At 70.4% G+C, this 17693-nt stretch carries 13 protein-coding genes; 6 read left to right on the forward strand and 7 right to left on the reverse strand.

Annotated features, from left to right (window positions below):
* Nucleotides 1-7: 7 nt before the first annotated feature.
* From CPCC7001_RS02310 to CPCC7001_RS02320, 3 genes are read right to left on the reverse strand one after another with little or no spacing between them, the layout of a single operon-like run.
* A complete protein-coding gene (locus CPCC7001_RS02310) occupies nucleotides 8-2401 on the reverse strand; it encodes a type II CAAX prenyl endopeptidase Rce1 family protein (protein WP_006909981.1) in 2394 nt (797 codons plus the stop codon).
* Nucleotides 2398-5463: an AAA family ATPase gene (locus CPCC7001_RS02315; RefSeq protein WP_006910141.1), complete on the reverse strand. Its 3066-nt coding sequence runs from the start codon at nucleotides 5461-5463 to the stop codon at nucleotides 2398-2400. The genes CPCC7001_RS02310 and CPCC7001_RS02315 overlap by 4 nt, the downstream gene beginning before the upstream one ends.
* A 13-nt stretch (nucleotides 5464-5476) precedes the next feature.
* Nucleotides 5477-6685, reverse strand: a complete 1209-nt coding sequence (locus tag CPCC7001_RS02320; RefSeq protein WP_006911302.1) for an exonuclease SbcCD subunit D — start codon at nucleotides 6683-6685, stop codon at nucleotides 5477-5479.
* Between the two features lie 41 nt (nucleotides 6686-6726).
* On the opposite strand from CPCC7001_RS02320, the gene CPCC7001_RS02325 reads away from it, so the two are divergent.
* Nucleotides 6727-7629 (forward strand): PfkB family carbohydrate kinase, encoded by a 903-nt coding sequence (locus tag CPCC7001_RS02325; RefSeq protein ID WP_006911143.1) that lies wholly within the window; start codon nucleotides 6727-6729, stop codon nucleotides 7627-7629.
* On the opposite strand, the gene CPCC7001_RS02330 is transcribed toward CPCC7001_RS02325, so the two are convergent.
* Genes CPCC7001_RS02330 through CPCC7001_RS02340 form a run of 3 tightly spaced genes read right to left on the reverse strand, consistent with a single transcriptional unit; the run spans nucleotide 7612 to nucleotide 10997 of the window.
* The gene (locus tag CPCC7001_RS02330) at nucleotides 7612-8064 is read right to left on the reverse strand and encodes an EamA family transporter (RefSeq protein WP_043368507.1); all 453 of its coding nucleotides are present in this window, start codon (nucleotides 8062-8064) and stop codon (nucleotides 7612-7614) included. The genes CPCC7001_RS02325 and CPCC7001_RS02330 overlap by 18 nt on opposite strands.
* On the reverse strand, nucleotides 8061-10724 hold the full coding sequence (gene leuS, locus CPCC7001_RS02335; protein WP_050757038.1) for a leucine--tRNA ligase: 2664 nt from the start codon (nucleotides 10722-10724) through the stop codon (nucleotides 8061-8063). The genes CPCC7001_RS02330 and leuS overlap by 4 nt, the downstream gene beginning before the upstream one ends.
* A 21-nt stretch (nucleotides 10725-10745) precedes the next feature.
* Nucleotides 10746-10997 carry a hypothetical protein gene (locus CPCC7001_RS02340; protein WP_006909362.1) on the reverse strand — a complete coding sequence of 84 codons (252 nt, stop codon included), beginning with the start codon at nucleotides 10995-10997 and terminating at the stop codon, nucleotides 10746-10748.
* 32 nt (nucleotides 10998-11029) lie between these two features.
* Here CPCC7001_RS02340 and dapF point away from each other — a divergent pair, with 32 nt between their 5' ends.
* The 5 genes from dapF to dacB all read left to right on the forward strand — a co-directional run bounded on the left by dapF (nucleotide 11030) and on the right by dacB (nucleotide 16077).
* Complete coding sequence (dapF, locus tag CPCC7001_RS02345) at nucleotides 11030-12214, forward strand: diaminopimelate epimerase (protein WP_006909471.1); 1185 nt, start codon at nucleotides 11030-11032, stop codon at nucleotides 12212-12214.
* 8 nt (nucleotides 12215-12222) lie between these two features.
* Nucleotides 12223-13431: a cysteine desulfurase family protein gene (locus CPCC7001_RS02350; protein WP_006910651.1), complete on the forward strand. Its 1209-nt coding sequence runs from the start codon at nucleotides 12223-12225 to the stop codon at nucleotides 13429-13431.
* Nucleotides 13432-13456: 25 nt separating this feature from the next.
* Nucleotides 13457-14149, forward strand: a complete 693-nt coding sequence (locus CPCC7001_RS02355) for a DUF1995 family protein (protein ID WP_006911518.1) — start codon at nucleotides 13457-13459, stop codon at nucleotides 14147-14149.
* A gap of 72 nt (nucleotides 14150-14221) precedes the next feature.
* Nucleotides 14222-14752, forward strand: coding sequence for a DUF4330 domain-containing protein (locus CPCC7001_RS02360; protein ID WP_006910676.1), 531 nt, complete (start codon nucleotides 14222-14224; stop codon nucleotides 14750-14752).
* A 2-nt stretch (nucleotides 14753-14754) separates the two neighbouring features.
* Nucleotides 14755-16077 (forward strand): D-alanyl-D-alanine carboxypeptidase/D-alanyl-D-alanine-endopeptidase, encoded by a 1323-nt coding sequence (dacB, locus tag CPCC7001_RS02365; RefSeq protein ID WP_050757039.1) that lies wholly within the window; start codon nucleotides 14755-14757, stop codon nucleotides 16075-16077.
* Between the two features lie 472 nt (nucleotides 16078-16549).
* Here dacB and CPCC7001_RS02370 read toward each other — a convergent pair whose 3' ends face one another.
* Nucleotides 16550-17446: a hypothetical protein gene (locus tag CPCC7001_RS02370; protein WP_006909933.1), complete on the reverse strand. Its 897-nt coding sequence runs from the start codon at nucleotides 17444-17446 to the stop codon at nucleotides 16550-16552.
* Between the last annotated feature and the right edge of the window lie 247 nt (nucleotides 17447-17693).

The following is a 17693-nucleotide window of genomic DNA, read 5'->3' on the forward strand; positions in this document are numbered from 1 at the left end:
ACTGACCTCACGGCACTCCGGGTCCGAGCTCCCGTCGGCCGCCGAGGGGCTCCAGCCAGATCACCACCGCGATCCAGTGGAGTCCCGCCGCCGACCACAGCGAACCGGTGAGGCTGTACTCGAGCACGCAGGCCACCCCCAGCAGGGTGCACTGGCTGAGGAAGCGCGGATCCCGGAACAGCACCCGGCCGCGGGGATACCAGAACCGCGCCGCGATCGGGTGATAGAGCACGAACAGTCCCACGCTCAGGGCACCCCAGGCCGCCATGGAGGCCTGTACCACGCCTTCGAGCGGGTGAGGCAGCAGCAGCACCCGGAAGATCAGCTCTTCCCCGATCGCCGGCATCACCAGCAGGGCGAGAGCGTGCCGCAGCACCACCCGCCACGGCCGCCATTGCCAGGGCCCCTGTAGAAAGCCGCTGCGGAATCCCAGCAGCAGGGCCAGAGCTCCATACACCACCAGCACCAGCAACGACTGGAGCAGCGGTGGCCCGAGCACCGGCGGGAACAGGGCATCGCTCAGCCGCTGCAGCAGGGTCCCCACCACCGGCAGCTGCCCCAGCAGCGTGGTGGGGGCCAGCGGAGCCAGAAACGGATCCGTTCCGGGGATCTGATTGGTGCGCAGGATCCACAGCGGCAGCCCCGCTTTCAGGAACACCGTGGCCATGCCGTCATGGGCCCGCCGGGGCAGCATCGAGCGCCAGCTGAGCAGCACCGCCTCGAGCCGTTGGCTGCTGATGAACCGACCGCCCACGGGCATGGTCGGATCCCGGCCGGTGCCGGCGCTCAGGGTGACCATGGCGTTGTGGCGCCAGTCGGATCGCACCATGCCGAAGGGGGTGAGCAGGGCATTGAGACCGTCCTCGAGCCGTTGCAGGCGGGTGTCGCCGCCGGCGGACTCCGGCCGCAACCGCTTCTGCTGACGCAGGCCATCGAGGGCGATCCACAGCGCCTGGCTGGAGTCCTGCACGCAGGAGGTGGCCGGCGTCACCAGGGCCACGCCGGTGCCATCCCCGCTGCGGTAGCGGGCGCTGAGGATCTCCGCCTGCAGGGCCAGGGCGTCCAGCAGGCGCCCTTCGAGCGGCACCAGCAGATCGGAGATGGGGCGCGTGCCCAGCCATCCCCGCTGCAGGTTGCCGCTGTAGGCACTCCAGTCCTGGCTGCCGGCCACGATCCCGTTGGGATTGTTGGCGTAGATCTGGTGGTAGCGGAGAGTCAGCTCCGGTTCGCCGCTGAGCGGATCCCGCACCACCTCGGCCTCGCCGAAGGCGAAGTGCCCGGTCACCGTCCAGCCCGGCGTGGGTTCCCCATCGCGGCCGCCGATGCCGCCGAACAGGTGCACGAGCAGGGCCCGCTGGCCCACCCGGCTGAGCGGCAGCGCTTCGCCGCCGCCATCGGGGATGAGGGCCGTGCTCTGCAGCGTGCCCCGGTGCAGGGCCGCGGCGGACCAGCTGTCGCGGTTGATGGCCCCCAGACCCGCGGCGGTGCCCCGCACCACCCGATCCGGATCGAGACGGGTGAGCGCGCGTGGCTGCAGGGCCTGCACCGTGAACACCCCATCCGGGCCCGGGGCGCCGAAGATGCGCCAGCCCTGCGGATTGAGGGGGCTGGCGATCAGCCCCTCGGTGTCGATCATCACGCGCCCGAAGCGGTCGGGCGGCAGGCGCGGGATGCGGATCGTCTCCTCGGGGCCGAGGAAGCCCCGCTGGCTGGCGTCGTAGTGGCGGACCCGCCACAGATCGGGCTCATCGCTGCCCGCGGCCGTCCCCAGCACCGTCACCAGGCCCATCCAGCGGCCGGCGGTCTGCACCGGCGGCCGGGTGATCCGCAGGGTGTCTTCCTCCCTGCTCACACCTTCGAGCCGCACGACCATGTCGTTGCGGGGCCTGGCACCGGCCAGCGACTGCAGCGGGCCCACCGCCAGGCGTCCATCCAGCCGCTCCGGCACCACATTGGCGGCGGCGGCGGCCTCCCGGGCGGCGCTGCCCAGCCGCACCGGCGTGGACACGGTGTCCACCAGCTCCTGCAGGCGGGGGCGATCCGCCCAGGTGAGCCTCAGCCGGCGGCCGATCAGGGCCCCCTGCCCCTCAGGCGCCTGTTCCACATCGACCCACACCCAGTCCCCCGGCTGCCCGGCGGTGTCCGCCGCCGAGGGCAGGATCAGGCGACCGATCCAGCTGGCATGGGGACGGTAGAGCGCCGGATCGGGCCTTCGATCCAGGGGGTAGTAGGCCGGCTGGCTGAAGGGTGAGCGGCTCGCCAGTTCCTCACTGCTCTGCGGCAGCGGCCTGGTGGGCGTCCCCCTGGGCAGCGGCACCCGCTGGGCCAGCCCGTGGGGCAGACCCAGCAGCAGCACCAGCAGCAGGGCCAGCAGCAGGGCCAGGGACGCTGCGCGCCTCATGTGGCCTCCAGGGTGCCCACCACCACCCGGGATCCCCGCTCGCTGGCCACCACCTCCAGACCCGTGCGGATCCGCTCGCGCAACGCCGCCACATGGCTGATCAGGCCGATCATGCGCCCTCCCTCCCGCAGGCGGTCCAGCTCGTCCATGGCCAGGTGCAGGCTGTCGGGATCGAGGCTGCCGAAGCCTTCATCGATGAACAAGGCCTCCAGCACCACGCCGCCGCTGTGGGCCTGCACCGTATCCGCCACCCCCAGGGCCAGGGCAAGGGAGGCCTGGAAGGTTTCACCTCCCGAGAGGCTCGACACCTCCCGCTCCTCACCGGTGTAGGCATCCAGCACCCGCAGGCCCAGACCCGCCTTGCTGCCGCGGCGCTGCCCCGAGGCGTCCGAGAGGCGCAGCTCGTAGCGACCGGCCGTCATCTGGCTGAGGCGGTGGTTGGCATAGCCGCAGATCTCCTCGAGGTAGGCCGAGAGCACCCAGCGCTGCAGGGAGATGTGGGGATCGCTCTGGCCCAGGCAGCGGGCGGCCACGCCCTGCACCAGATCAGCCTGCCGCTGCTGCTCGGCCAGCTCCGCAGCACCCGTGCCGTGGCGTTGGATCAGCCCGGTGATCGCCGTGACGGCGGTTTCAGCCCGGGTGAAGCGGGCCAGAGCGTCGCGACGGGCCGCATCCGCCGAAGCGAGCCCCGTCTCGGCGGCCTGGAGATCCGGCCGCAGCTCGGGCAGCTCCTGCCCGGCCAGCTCGGCCAGCACGCCCTGCGCCAGGGCCCGATCCGCCGCGTGCTGCTGCAGGGTGCGGCTCCAGGCGAGCCGCTCGGCTTCGGGGGCCAGGGCCTGCACCAGCGCCTGGGGATCGTTGAATCCCGCCCTGGCCAGATCGCCGGCCAGACGGCGCTGGGCCTCCGTCTCAAGGCTGAGGGCGAGGGCGCGCTGCTGGGCGGCTTCGATCAGGGTCTCGAGTGCCTGCATCAGGCCCTGGATCTGCAGGAGCAGGGTGGCGGGGTCATGGTCTCCCCCCAGGCCCGCGGTGATGCGCTGGTTCAGGTCGGCCAGTCCCTTCTGCTTCTCCGCCAACACCTGGCGGCAACCGATTGTCTCCTCTTCCCTCTGCCTGAGCCTTTGCTGGAACTGCTGGACGCGGTGCTCCGCCTGCTGCCGTTCGGCTTCCAGTCCGTCCAGGGCACCGGCCAGCCTGCGGGCCCCCTCCAGCTCGGCGACGGCCCTGGCGGCCTCAGCCTGCGCCGCCTGCAAAGAGGGCAGCGGGCCCTCTGGAAGCTGATCAGCCAGCGCCTCGAGCTGTGCCTGCAGCCCTGCCTGCGTGGCGCGGGCGGCCACCAGGGCACGGCCGGTCTCCTCCAGCTGGTGTTCGGCCGCCGCCAGGGCCGCGTCGGCCACGGCATCGGCAGCCACCGGCGCCGGCTGGGGGTGCTGCCGCGACCCGCACACCGGGCAGGGCTCGCCCTCCTGCAGATCCGCGGCCAGCCGGGCCGCCATGCCCTGTAGCTGGCGTTCGCGCAGATCCAGCTGGTGGGTCCGGGCCTGGTGCTGGGCAGCCTCGGCCGCCAGCACCGCGGCGGTGGCCTGCTGCAGCTGCCGGACCGCCTCCTCCTGCTGCTGGAGGGCCGTGCTGATCCGGGCGGCCTGGCGGGCGGCCAGCTCCAGGCCTGTGAGCCCATCACGGGCGCTGCGGGCCTGAAGCAGGGGCTGCTGCAGGCCATCCAGACGGGATTGTTCCTGGGCCAGCAGCTCCTGACCGCGGGCGATGCGGCCGTTGGCCTCCTGCAGCTCCTGCCGGGCTCGCTCCTCCTCCCGCCGCGCCCCCCGTCGCCGCTCGGCGAGCGCCAGTACCTGCTCCAGTTCTCCCTGCCGCACGGCCAGAGCGTTCAGCGCTGTGGTGAGTCGCGCCGGCTCGGGAAGCTCCAGCAGGCCAAGCGCCATCACGGCATCGGGGGCCTGGTCGGCGGCATCCCGCTGGCGCCGTAGCCGTTCCAGCCGTTGGCGGCACCGGGTCTCCGCCTCCTCCCGTCGCTGGCGGGCGTCGGCTTCGGACAGCATGCTGGCGCGCACCGTCTCGGCCCGTTCCGCCAGCGCCAGCCGTGCCTGCAGCGCGACCATGGGCTCCTGCTGTTGCGCCAGCTCCTGCAGTCGCGCCTGGGCGCGCTGGCGGCGGTCCCAGAGCTCGGCCCGGCTCCGGAGCTCGGCCAGGCCCGCCTGGGCCTGCAGAAACCGGGCCTCGGCCCGATCCAGGTGCAGCGCTGCCTGCTGCTGCAGGGCCTCCATCGCTCCCTGCACCGTGGGGAGATGCTCGGGAAGGAGTTCTGACGGGAGATCCGGTGACGCTTCCTCCGGCGCCTCCCCTGGCGGCTTCTCGGAGGATTGCCCTTCCCGCTGCCAGGGTTCCCAGGCTGCGGCGATCTGCTCCAGCAGGTGGCGCTGCTGCCGCTGCCGTTCCCGCAGCTCCTCCTCGGCCGCCTTGGCCTGTCCCGCCAGCCAGCCCATGGCCCGCTCGTAGAGGGACGTGTCGAACAGGGTCTTGAGCAGGGCCTCGCGGTCTTCGTCACGGGCGCGCAGCACCTCGGCGAAGCGTCCCTGGGGCAGGAGGATCACCTGGCGGAACTGGGCGGCATCGAGACCCACCAGCCGCGCCACCTCCCGCCCCACCTCCTGCACGCCGGCGGCCACCGGTTGCGGCTCCCCGCCCAGCAACCGCCACAGCCCCGCCTTGGCGCCCTTGCTGGTGGTGCCCTGGCCGCGACTCTTGGGCACCTCGCAGGCGGCCTGGCGCTCCACCCGCCAGCGGCCGCCCGCCGCCGAAAACTCCAGGCTCACCTGCGGCAGTGCCTGGGGCGGGGCGTGATCGGAGCGCAGCCCCTTGAGGCTGCGCTCGCCACTCACCTCGCCGTAGAGCGCGAAGCAGAGGGCATCGAGCAGGTAGGTCTTGCCGGACCCCGTGCTGCCGTGGATCAGGAACAGGCCGTCCCGGCACAGGGTGTCGAAGCAGATCGTCACCGGTTCCGCGTAGGGACCGAAGGCTTCCATCTCCAGCAGGTGGGGGCGCATGGGTCGCTCTCCTTCAGTCCGCCCGGCGGCCTGCGGCGGCCAGGGCCTGCTGCAGCAGTCGCGCCTCCTCCGGCCGGGGAGGCCGGCCCTGCTGATCGGCGAAGAAGGCGAGCATCCGCTGCTCGGGCCCCTGGGCGTTGCGGATCCGGCGGCTGCGTTCGCTCGGCCCGGCGGCGTCCCCTTCTGCCCGGCGGTGCCGCAGTTCCACCACATGGGGAAAGCGCTGCCGCAGGCGGGCCATCGCCTGGGGCGGCAGCAGCGGGTCGGTGAGCTCGGCCCGCACCCAGGCCCCCCTGGAATCCTCGAGCCCGGGATCCGCCAGCAGCGCCTCCAGCTCACCGCTGAGGCTGCGCAGGGCACGGCCGACCCCCAGGGGCACCACCTCCACCCGGGGCGTTCCATCCTCGGCCAGCTCCACCAGCCGCACGGATTTCACGTGATGCTGCTCCGAGAAGGAATAGGCCAGGGGGGTGCCGCTGTAGGCGAGCCGAGGGCCGTCCAGCTGCTGGGAGCCGTGCAGATGGCCCAGGGCCACGTAGTCGAAGCCCGCGAAGGTGCTCACGGGCACGGCCTCGGCGTTGCCCACCGACAGCTCCCGTTCCGATTCCGAGCTGCTGCCGCCGGCCACGAAGGCATGGGCCACCAGCACCGAGCGGGTGCCCGCCCGCCTGGCCAGATCGGCCCGGATCCGCTCCACGGCCAGGGCGGTGACCTCCGGATGGCGCAGGCGCTGACCCTCGGGCTCCGGCTCCGGCTCCAGCAGCCTCTGCAGTTCGGGGCCGTCCAGGATGGGTTCCAGGTAGGGGAGGGGGTACACCGCCACGGCCTGACCCCCTTGCCGGGGTGTCACCAGCACCGGTTCATCGGCCCGCTGCCAGCGGCCCCGGATCGTCACGTCCAGGGCCGACAGCAGCTCGTCGTACACCGACACGCGCACGTGGGAGTCGTGGTTGCCGGCGATTGCCACCACGGCCGCTCCGCCCTGCCGCAGCCGGGCCACGGTGTCGGTGAACAGCCGCACCGCCTCGGCGGGCGGGATGGCCCGGTCGTAGAGGTCACCGGCGATCACCACCAGGTCCACGGCCGCCTCGCGGCTGAGCTCCACCAGCCGATCCATGGCCTCGGCCTGGTGGCTGAGCAGGTCATGGCCGTGGAAGCTGCGGCCCAGGTGCCAGTCGGAGGTGTGCAGCAGTCGCACCAGGGGGCCATCGCTGCCCGTCATTGTGGGGGGCCTGCCGCTGTTCCGGTCCGCTCGCAGCGTCCATGGCGTCCAGCCTCTCCCCCCTCCCCCTGGCGGCTCTGCCGCCCCTGCCACCCCTGCAGCTGGCGGTGGTGGGCCACGTGGAGGTGGTGACCTTCCTGGAGGTCGACCATCTGCCCACGGCCGGGGAGATCCTCTCCTGCCCTGCCGCGCTCGATCTTCCTGCCGGCGGCGGCGCCGTGGTGGCGGTGCAGCTGGCCCGTCTCACCGGCCGCCGGGTGCCGTTCTTCACCGCCCTGGGCAGAGACGCCATCGGTGAGCGTGCCGCTGAGCAGCTGGAGAGGCTCGGCCTGGAGCTGCACGTGGCCTGGCGCGAGCAGCCCACCCGCCGCGGCATCACCTACAGCGACCGCAGCGGCGAGCGCACCATCACGGTGATCGGTGAGCGTCTCAATCCGGCGGCCTCAGATTCCCTGCCCTGGCACCGTCTCGGCAGCTGCGACGGCATGTTCGTGACCGCCGCCGATGCACCGGCCCTGCAGCGCTGCCGCTCGGCGCGGGTGCTGGCGGCCACGCCGCGGCTGCGGCTGCCGGTGCTGCGGCAGGCCGGGGTGCGGCTCGATGCCCTGATCGGCAGTGCACTCGATCCGGCCGAGCAGCTGCCAGCGGAGGCCCTGCAGCCTCCCCCGCGCCTGCGCATCGCCACCGCCGGCGGCGAGGGTGGTGAGGCCTGGCCCCTGGGTCGCTTCGAGGCCCCGCCCCGGCAGCACCCCGTGCGCGATGCCTATGGGGCCGGCGATTCCTTCGCGGCCGGGGTCACGGCGGGCCTGGCCGCCGGCTGGACCGACGCGATGGCCATCAGCCTCGGCTGCCACTGCGGCAATGCCTGTCTGGATGGGTTGGGTCCCTACGCCACCCAGTTGCGCCGCACGGCTGCCGGGGACCTCTCACGGCAGGGCGACTAGCACGCCTCCCAGGGCGATCAGGGCCACCCCGAGCCAGCTGCGCCAGCTCAGTTGCTCGCCCAGCACGATCACGCCCAGCAGGGCCACCAGCACCACGCTCAGCTTGTCGATCGGCGCCACCCGGGCCACCGGCCCCAGCTGCAGGGCACGGAAGTAGCAGAGCCAGGAGGCGGTCGTGGCCAGCCCCGACAGGGCCAGGGCCAGCAGGCTGGCCCGCGGCAGGCTCCCCAGCTCCAGGCCGTGGAGCTGACCGCTGGCCGCCAGCACCACCGCCAGGCACAGCACCACCACCACGGTGCGCAGGAAGGTGGCCACATCGGGCTGCAGCCCCTGCAGCCCCAGCTTGGCGAACAGGGAGGTGAGGGCAGCGCTCACGGCCGCAAGGCTGGCCCAGAACTGCCAGCTCTGCAGCAGCCCGGAGGCCCCCGGGCTCATGGCACCAGGTTCACGAGCTTGCCCGGCACCACGATCACCCGGCTGGGAGGCTTGCCCTCGAGCCACTTGGCGGCGATGTCGCTGGCCAGGGCGATGGCCTCGAGCGCGGCCTTGTCGGCATCGGCCGGCACCTCCAGGGAGCCCCGCACCTTGCCCTTCACCTGGATCACCAGCGGGATGGTGTCGCGCACCAGCGCTTCCGGATCCAGGCTCGGCCAGCTCTCACGATGCACGCTCCCGGGGGAGGTTCCGTCGCCGGCCGCCTGGCCATGGAGCCTGGCCCAGAGCTCTTCGGCCAGGTGGGGGGCAAAGGGAGCGAGCAGCAGCACCAGGGTGCGCAGCGCTTCGCGGGCCACCGGATCGCGGCTTGCCTCCAGGTGGTCAGCCATGGCGTTGCTGAGCTTCATCAGTTCCGACACCGCGGTGTTGAACTGGAAGTCGCCGTCCAGGTCTTCGCTCACGGCGGCGATGGCGGTGTGCACCGCACGGCGCAGCTCCCGCTCGGCCGGGATCAGATCGGCAGTGGGGAGATTCGCAGAATCCGTGCCGTCCTGCTCCGCAGGGCCCAGCATGAGACCACGGGCCAGGGCCCCATCCACCAGCCGCCAGAGGCGCTGGAGGAAGCGGAACTGCCCTTCCACATCGGCGTCGTCCCACTCCAGATCCTTTTCCGGTGGGGCCTTGAACAGAATGAACATCCGGGCCGTGTCGGCGCCATAGCGATCGATCACCACGGCGGGATCGACGCCGTTGTGCTTCGATTTGGACATCTTCTCGTAGAAGGTGTCGAGCACCTCGCCGCTGATCGGATCGCGGGGATCCGTGGGATCGGCCACATCCGCCGGCGCCACATACTTGCCGCTCGCGGGATTCCTGTAGGTGATGCCCTGCACCATCCCCTGGGTGAGCAGGCGGGTGAAGGGTTCGCCGAAACCCAGCAGGCCCCGGTCGCGCAGCACCTTGGTGAAGAAGCGGGCGTAGAGCAGGTGGAGGATGGCGTGCTCGATGCCGCCCACGTACTGATCCACCGGCAGCCAGCGGTCCACCGCCTCGCGGCTGAACGGCAGCGTGGTGTTGTGGGGGTCGCTGTAGCGCAGGAAGTACCAGCTGGAGCACATGAAGGTGTCCATGGTGTCGGTCTCCCTGCGGGCCGGCTGGCCGCAGCAGGGACACGGCACCTGCCACCAGCTCTCCAGCTGGGCCAGGGGTGAGCCGCCCTTGCCGCTGAAGGGCACGTTGCGCGGCAGTTCCACCGGCAGCTGATCGGCCGGCACCGGCACAACGCCACAGCTCTGACAGTGGATCACCGGGATGGGGCAACCCCAGTAGCGCTGGCGGGAGATGAGCCAGTCGCGCAGGCGGAACTGCACCTTGGCTTCGCCCCAGCCCTGCTCCTCGGCGGTCCGGGTGATGGCCTGTTTGGCCTCGGCGCTGGTGAGTCCGTCGAACGGGCCGGAGTGAATGAGAATGCCGGGATCGGTCCAGGCTCCGCCCTCATAGGCGTGCTCGTCGCTGCCGGCCGGAATGATCACCTGCCGCACCGGCAGTTCGTACTGGCGGGCGAAGACGAAGTCCCGCTGGTCGTGGGCCGGAACCCCCATCACGGCCCCGGTGCCGTAGTCGGCCAGCACGTAGTCAGCGATCCACAGGGGAATCAGCTCGCCGTTGGCGGGGTTGCGCACCCGTGCTCCGATCGGCACGCCCCGTTTGGGTTTGTCGTCTGCGGTGCGCTCCTGTTCACTCTGACGGCTCACGAGAGCGGAGAACGCCTCCACCTGCAGCTTGTGCTCGGAGCTGGTGAGCGTCGCCACCAGGGGGTGGTCCGGAGCCAGCACCAGGTAGCTGGCTCCGAACAGGGTGTCGGGCCGGGTGGTGAACACGGTGATCCGCTCGCCGGTCTCCTGGCCCCGGTCGTTCACCACGGAGAAGCTGAGTTCGGCGCCGCTGCTGCGCCCGATCCAGTTGGCCTGCATGGTGCGCACCCGCTCCGGCCAGCCCTCCAGCTGCGGCAGGTCGTCCAGCAGCTGGTCGGCGTAGGCGGTGATCTTCAGGAACCACTGGCGCAGCTGGCGCTTCTCCACCAGGGCGCCGGAGCGCCAGGAGCGGCCTTCACTGTCCACCTGTTCGTTGGCCAGCACGGTCTGGTCCACCGGATCCCAGTTCACGGTGGCGTCCTTCTGATACGCCAGGCCGGCCTCGAGGAACTGCAGGAACAGCCACTGGGTCCAGCGGTAATAGTCGGCGTGGCAGGTGGCCACCTCCCGGTCCCAGTCGATCGAGAGGCCGAGACGCTGCAGCTGCTGCCGCATGGCGGCGATGTTGCGATCGGTCCAGTCGCCCGGGTCCACGCCCCTCTCGATCGCTGCGTTCTCTGCCGGCAGCCCGAAGGCGTCCCACCCCATCGGATGGAGCACCGGGCGGCCACGCATTCTCTGGACACGGGCGATCACATCGGTGATCACGTAGTTGCGCACATGGCCCATGTGCAGGTTCCCCGAGGGATAGGGGAACATCGAGAGGGCCACGAAGGGCTCCCCTGGGCCCGAGGCATCGGGCGTGCGGTGCAGCTGCTCCCGATCCCAGTGCTCCTGCCAGCGCTCCTCGATCGCCTGCGGTTGGTAGCGGCTGCTCTCGCTCACGTCAGGCCTGGAACCCAGCAGCCGATGGTGCCACAGGCCACCTCAGCCCAGGGTGCGGATCATGGCCACGTGCTCCCGGTTGATCAGGGTGAGCGGCCGACCGTCGGCCAGATCCTCGCTCTGGTGCAGTCCGTAGCAGTACACGTCCTGCCAGCGGATCACCCCCTCGACTTCCGTGCCTCCCGCGATGAGGAGGGCCACCGGCTGCTTGCGCCTGATCAGCTCCTGCACGTGGCGCACGCTCGGTTGGGCGGTGTCGAGAGCGGCGGGCCTTCGCTCGAGAAAGCTCTGCATAGGATCGGGAGCAGGCTGAACGTCGCCCCATCGTGCTCCAGTACTGCAAGTATCAGGGTCTGGGAAATGATTTCCTGATGGTCGACGGTCGCGGCGCCACCGACGCCGCCACCGACGTCGCCACTGAGGCCGCCACCGAGACCCCCACCGACGACACCTGCCTCGGCCTCACCCCTGAGCGGATCCGCCGCCTCTGCGACCGCCGTTTCGGCATCGGCGCCGATGGCCTGATCGTGGCTGCACCGCCCCGGGAGGGTGGCGAGCTGCGCATGCGCATCTTCAATGCCGACGGCAGTGAGCCGGAGATGTGCGGCAATGGCATCCGTTGCCTGGCCCGTTTCCTGGCCGACAGCGATGGCGACCTGCCCGGCCGCCGCTGGCAGGTCGAGACCCTGGCCGGACGCATCGTGCCCGAGCTCCAGCCCGATGGCAGCGTGCGGGTGGACATGGGTCAGCCGTTTCTGGCTCCGGAGACGGTGCCCACCACCCTGGAGATCGGCGACGCGGGCATCCCCCAGGGCAGCCTCGAGGCCGCCGGCGAAAGCTTCCAGGTGGGAGCCGCAGGCATGGGCAACCCCCACGTGGTGATTCCCGTGCCGGATCTGGAGGCGGTGGACCTGGAGCGCTTCGGTGCCGCGCTGGAGGTCCATCCCGCCTTCCCCGCCCGCACCAATGTGCATTTCGTGCAGGTGCTCACCCCCGCCCATCTGGTGATGCGGGTGTGGGAGCGGGGTGCGGGGCCGACCCTGGCCTGCGGCACCGGAGCCTGCGCCACCCTGGTGGTGTGCCACGCGCTGGGGCTGGCGGAACGCTCAGCCCGGCTCGATCTGCCCGGTGGACCGCTGCAGATCAGCTGGGACCCTGCCGATGACCATGTGTGGATGACGGGTCCGGCCGAGGCCGTGTTCGATGCCGTGATCGCACCCTCCCTGTGGGATCCGGAGGGCGTGGACGACCTGGATGGGCAGCCGCCGAGCCCCGAGGCCACGTCCCCGGAGCCTGAGCCAGCCGTCGTGGAGACGGTGAGCGTGGACTGCGCCACGGTGTGCGTTCAGGGCTGCATCCGGCCCGACGACTGCCCCTCAGCAGCGGCACGGGCCCGGGTGGAGGCGCTGCTCAGCTCCAGCTCCCTCGACGACCTGGTGAATCTGGCCGCCAACTCCCTGGAGAACCGCATCCGCGCCCGCGCCGAGCGCCCCTCCAGTTCCGGCGGCTGAGCCGCACCGTGGCGCCGCCGCTTCCGCCCCTCTACCTCGATGCCTGTGCCACGGCGCCTCCGGCCGAGGAGGTGCTGAACGCGATGGCCTCCGTGCATCGCCGGGCCTGGGCCAACCCCTCCAGTTTGCATGGGTTCGGCCTCCAGGCTGCCGAGGCCCTGGAGCGGGCACGGCTGCAGGCGGCCGGCTGCCTCGGCTGTGATCCCGATTGCCTGGTGTTCACCTCGGGGGGCACCGAGGCCATCCATACGGCGCTGCTGGGCATGGCCGCCGCCCACCCGACCGGTCGGCTGGTGATCACGGCCGTGGAACACCCGGCCACCGTGGCGGCGGCGGCGGCATTGAGACAGCGGGGCTGGCAGGTGGCCGTGGTCCCCGTGGACCGGGCCGGGCTCGTGGATCTGGACAGGTTCGAGGCCCTTCTCGCGCCGCCCACCCGGCTGGCCTCGGTGATCTGGGGGCAGAGCGAGGTGGGTACGGTCCAGCCCGTGCAGTCCATCGGCGAGCTCTGCCGGAGAGCCGGGGTGCGCCTGCACGTGGATGCGGTGCAGGTGGTGGGCCACCAGCCGCTGGCGTTCAACCGCCTGCCGGTGGATCTGCTCAGCTGTGCGGCCCACAAGCTGCAGGGGCCCCGCGGTGTCGGCGCACTGCTGGTGCGCCCTGGGGTGCCGTTCGAACCGCTGTTGCCCGGTGGAGGCCAGGAGAGCGGCCGGCGGGGCGGCACCGAGCCGGTGGCCCTGGCCGCGGGTTTCGCCGCTGGCCTGCAGCTGGCCACCGAGCGGCTGCAGCGTCAGGGAGGGGAGGATCCGTTGAGGCCTCTTCGGGATGCCCTGCTGCACCAGCTGCTGCAGCACCCCGGGCTGAGGCTCAGTGGTGTGGATCCCTTCGGGGATCCTGCCCAGCGCCTGCCCCACCACATCAGCCTGTTGGTGAACGACCGGCGTGGCCGTCCTGTCTCCGGCCGCCGCCTGGTGCAGGCTCTCTGGCGCCACGGAGTGGCCGCCAGCAGTGGTTCGGCCTGCAGCAGCGGCGCCGGTGCCTCCGCCGTTGCCGGGATGCCCAGCCCGGTGCTCAGCGCCATGGGCTACCCGCCCGCGGAAGCGGCCAGCGGGGTGCGGCTCAGCCTCGGCCCCTGGCTGGAGCCCGCTGACCTCGATGCCGTTCCCCAGCGGCTCACCAGGGCCCTTGAGGCCCTTGAGGGACCGCCAGCTGGGTAGGGTCAGCCCACCCCCAGGGAACGCCATGCTCCCCGCCGATCTCCGCTCCGCCGAGGCCGAAGCTCTCACGGCGATCGAGGCGGCCCTGGCCACCGGTGACACAGGCCTCTGGACCGTGGAGTTCCGCTTCGAGGGGCTTCGGTTGCTGCCCCTGGCCCTGCGTCTTCTGGAGGCGCTGAACACCGCCCATCCCGGCGTCCGGATGCTGCTGCCCGACGCCGGGGCCACGGCACTGGCCAAGCGCGATGCTCCGGATTTCGCCTCCCAGCTGGCCAGCCTGCGCGACCAGATGCGGCTGCAGCAGGCCGATGGTGCCAGCGGTGGCCTGCTGCTGCTGGTGGGGCCCACCCCGGCCGACTACGAGGAGGTGGAGCAGGTCTGTGCTCTGCACCGCGGCCTGGTGCTGATGCTCAACGGCAGTCTCGAGGATGCCGCCGTGGGTATCGGCAGCGTGGCCCGGGAGCGTCGTCGCGGCTTCCTGGCCGACTGGCAGAGCGCCTACGCCCTGATTCCACTGGCGGAAGGGGCGCTCCGGCGTGCCTTCCCCGCGGGCTGGCAGCTCTACCGCCGGGATCCCGACGGCCACCGGTTCGTCGCGGATTTCGAGCAGAAGCCGGATGCAGAGCAGCGGGCCGCGGCCCTGGCCGGTGAGGGTGGGCCTGGCCTGGCCGGCAACCTGCAGGCGATCGAATCCCTCATCGAGGGGCTGCGTCACTGACCCGTTCTGTTCGGAGGCGCCTGGTGGGGCCGTGACAACGTCCTTAAAGTGCGGCCGACGTTGTTCCGGCCGATGACCAGCCAGCCGCCTGTCTCCAAGACCCGCCGCTGGAGCCTGGTGGATGCCGGGGCCCTGGCCGCCGTGCTGCTGGCCGCGGCGGGCGTGATCTGGAGCCCGAAACTCTCCAGCGCCGTGGCCCAGGCCACGGGCGGCGTGGTGCCGGTCACCGTGCTGGTGGATGTGCGCGGCGTTCCCGTGGCCGATCCCACCGGCCTGGTCGAGGCGGCCCGGGCCGAGGGCAAGGTGGCGATCGTGATCCGCAACCAGCCCCACGGCAGCGTGGCCATCGAACGGATCCAGCAGCTGCAGCGCCGCCTGGTGGCCGTTCAGCCCGATGGCTCGGTGGTCACCGCCCCCGATCCCAGCGGCCGTGATTTCAGCAATCTCGATGCCCGCTTCGTGCTCAAGGCCCAGGGACGGCGCGCCAGTGGCGGTGTGGTGTTCGGCAACCAGACCGTGAAAGTGGGGGCCCCGATCGAGATCGAAGGCGAGGGCTACCGCGTCAACGGCACCGTCACCGGCATCAACCTTCAGGAAGGCTGACCATGCGCACCACCCCCCTGTCTCTCCGTTCCGCAGCACGCCGGTTGGGGGTGGTCGCCCTGCTTCCCCTCGCCCTTCCGTTCACGGCTGGCGCTGCCCTGGCCCAACAACGGCCGGCGATCACCACTCTGGAGCTGGAGCCGGCACCGCTCGCCAGCCTGCCTCCTGTCCCGCCCGCGGTCGGGCTGCCGCAGCTCCAGGGTCAGGTGAGCTGCCCGGCTCTGCAGCAGCGCGTTCAGAGCGTGCTGGGCCGCGAAGCCGGGGTGTGGAGCGTCACCGTCGCCGACGCCCGGGGTCGGCTGCTGGCCGATGTGAACGGCACCCGGCCGCGGGTGCCGGCCTCGAACCAGAAGCTGGTGAGCACGGCCTTCGCTCTCGATCGTCTCGGGCCTGATTACCGTCTGGCCACCCGCCTCTGGCGCCTGCCGGACGGCAGCTTCCGCCTCACCGGGGAAGGCGATCCCGATCTGGCCCTGCCCCAGCTGCAGCGGCTCACCAAGCTCGCCCTCGGCTCCGGTGGCTCCAGCGGCCAGACCCCGTCCCTGGTGCGGCTGCAGATCGCCGAGGAGCCCAAGCAGGCCTGGTGGCCCCGGGGCTGGCACCCGGACGACCGCTACTACGCCTACGGGGCTCCCATCACCCGGTTGGCGGTGACCAGCAACGCCATCAACGATGCGGTGATGAATCCACCGTCGCGGCTGCAGGCGCTGCTGCAGAAGTCGGTGAGCCAGCAGGGCGGTGCCGTGCAGGTGAGCCTCGTGCCCGCCACCGCTCCCCTCCCACCGGACGCCGTGCTGCTGCACCAGGAGCCCTCGGCGCCGATGCACAGCCTGCTCAGCCTCGCCAACACCGAAAGCCACAACTTCACCGCCGAGGTGCTGATGCGCCAGGCGGCTGGTACCTGGAACCTGGCGCAGGCCCAGCAGCTCACCAGCCAGTGGCTGGGTCAGCAGGGCTTGCCGATGCAGGGCGTGCGGGTGGCCGACGGCAGCGGCCTTGACCGGGCCAACCGTCTCACCAGCCGCCTGCTGGCGGCCCTGTTGCTGCGGATGGATCAGCACCCCTACGGCCGCAACTACCTGGCCTCCATGGCAGTGGCCGGCCAGCGCGGCACCCTCCGCAACCTGTACAAGGGAACTCCCCTCCAGGGCCAGTTCTATGGCAAGACCGGCACGCTCACTGGTGTGCGCTCGATCAGCGGCGTGCTGCTCACCTCCGATGGTCCGCGCTACGTGAGCGCGCTCAGCAACGGCGCCTACCAGCCCAACACCACCATTGGCCAGGTGTTGCGCCAGGCCCAGCAGACCCAGCTCTGTCCGGGCTGAGGGCTCCAGAGGGCTCCTGTCTTCAGCTGGCGAATTGGGAAGGTCACGATCATTGGGCAGGGAAGGATCGGGTTGCGGGTGTTGGCGTCGATTGATTGGGGCCCAGGGATTTTTTGATGATGTCGGTCAGGCCAATGCCCTGACAAATGCCCTGAATTGACCAGTCGTAGCCATCAAGCCATTCTGTCAATTCATCACGACCTGGGTCTGGAGCGAGTGGGCCTGCTGATCTGCCAATCACGACGCCATCCCATGGCCTGAGTCATCGCCGCACCTGATTCATTTCCGCAGTGGATTCTTCCTGGGCGCTTGACTCCGCGGCGTCCTCCGGTGAAGCAGCGCAAGCTCAGGCCCCTGAACGTGAGTTCCGTTTGGCCTGTACTGAGCAGTCCGTTACTGAACAGTTCTCCTCCTGGGGCTTGGCCCCACCTCGCCCCTCCGGCAGGGTCCATATCCTTGAGACGCGGAGGGCCTATTCCGTGTCTTGGATCTTGCTTCCCGAACGGATGGGTTCGAACACATTGACCAGTACCGCTCTGGTGGCTGAAGGAGCCTGGGGATAGCCACGATGGGCTCCATGCTGCGCGGAGATGACCATATCGCCAGCCCTGCAGAAGACGGGTAGTCCAGCCTGATCGCCCATCAAGCGATATTCGTGTTTGTTGAGATCGTGCTTGGCGTTAAACGCCTGGTTCCGCTGTCGGAGGGCTTTCTTGCGATGGGAGGACTTGACGTAACAGTAGGGCCCGATGGCAAGACAATCAACATCGCAGGCATACACGAATGTCTTGACTTTGACTCGCTCACCATCGCAGTGGTAAAAGCGAGTGTCCTGAACGCCATGGTTGACGTACAAGTTGCGGCAGGTCACCTCAAGACTTTTCCCAAAAGCCCGTTCGGCGATGTCCTTGACAAGGCTCTCATGCAGGCTCGAAAGAATCACATCGCGTTGTTCCGCGATCATTTCTTCTGGATGAAAGATGTCCATCATTCCGTCATCCTGACCATGCCTGAAGTTGATCACAGGCTGCTTGCTCTCCACCAGAGCCTTGTATCCCTTGACGAAGCGCTCCTCCCCTCGGTTGAGGATTGCGTTGGCCATGCTGGCCCCGGCCGGTGCGGCCATGGCCTCGTCCCAGGTTGTCTTCGCCATGGTGGCAAGTGCTGCAACGGCCTGCTCCGATGCCGCGCCCCTCACCACGATGATCCCGGTTCGGGCCAAGCTGAGAACAGCCAGATGAAAGCGGGCCCGGCGTCGCTGCAATGCCTCGAGGCTGAAGGTGATGGCCCGGGTTTCCAGGGTTCGACGGAGCCCCGAATGCAGCCTCGGCGGCTCGTACATCGGGGGAACCTCGGCGACCAGGGACATTGCACGCTGCACCTCGTTGGGTCAGCCTAGCCTTGGCGCAGCACAGGTCGCCCTTGCGTGAGGGCCTCATCCATGGGTGTCCCAACTGAACATCAGAGATGGAAACGCCTGCATCCCACGGCGGCTCAATAACCTCAGATCAATCATGGAAAGGCAGGCCAAAGCACTGCTTGGATCTGTGATGACAGGCCTTCTCGCATGGTTGCAGATCTCGAGACATCGGCCATGGCTGAACCCCAGTCAGCGC

This window comes from Cyanobium sp. PCC 7001 (genome assembly GCF_000155635.1).
GTDB lineage: Bacteria > Cyanobacteriota > Cyanobacteriia > PCC-6307 > Cyanobiaceae > NIES-981.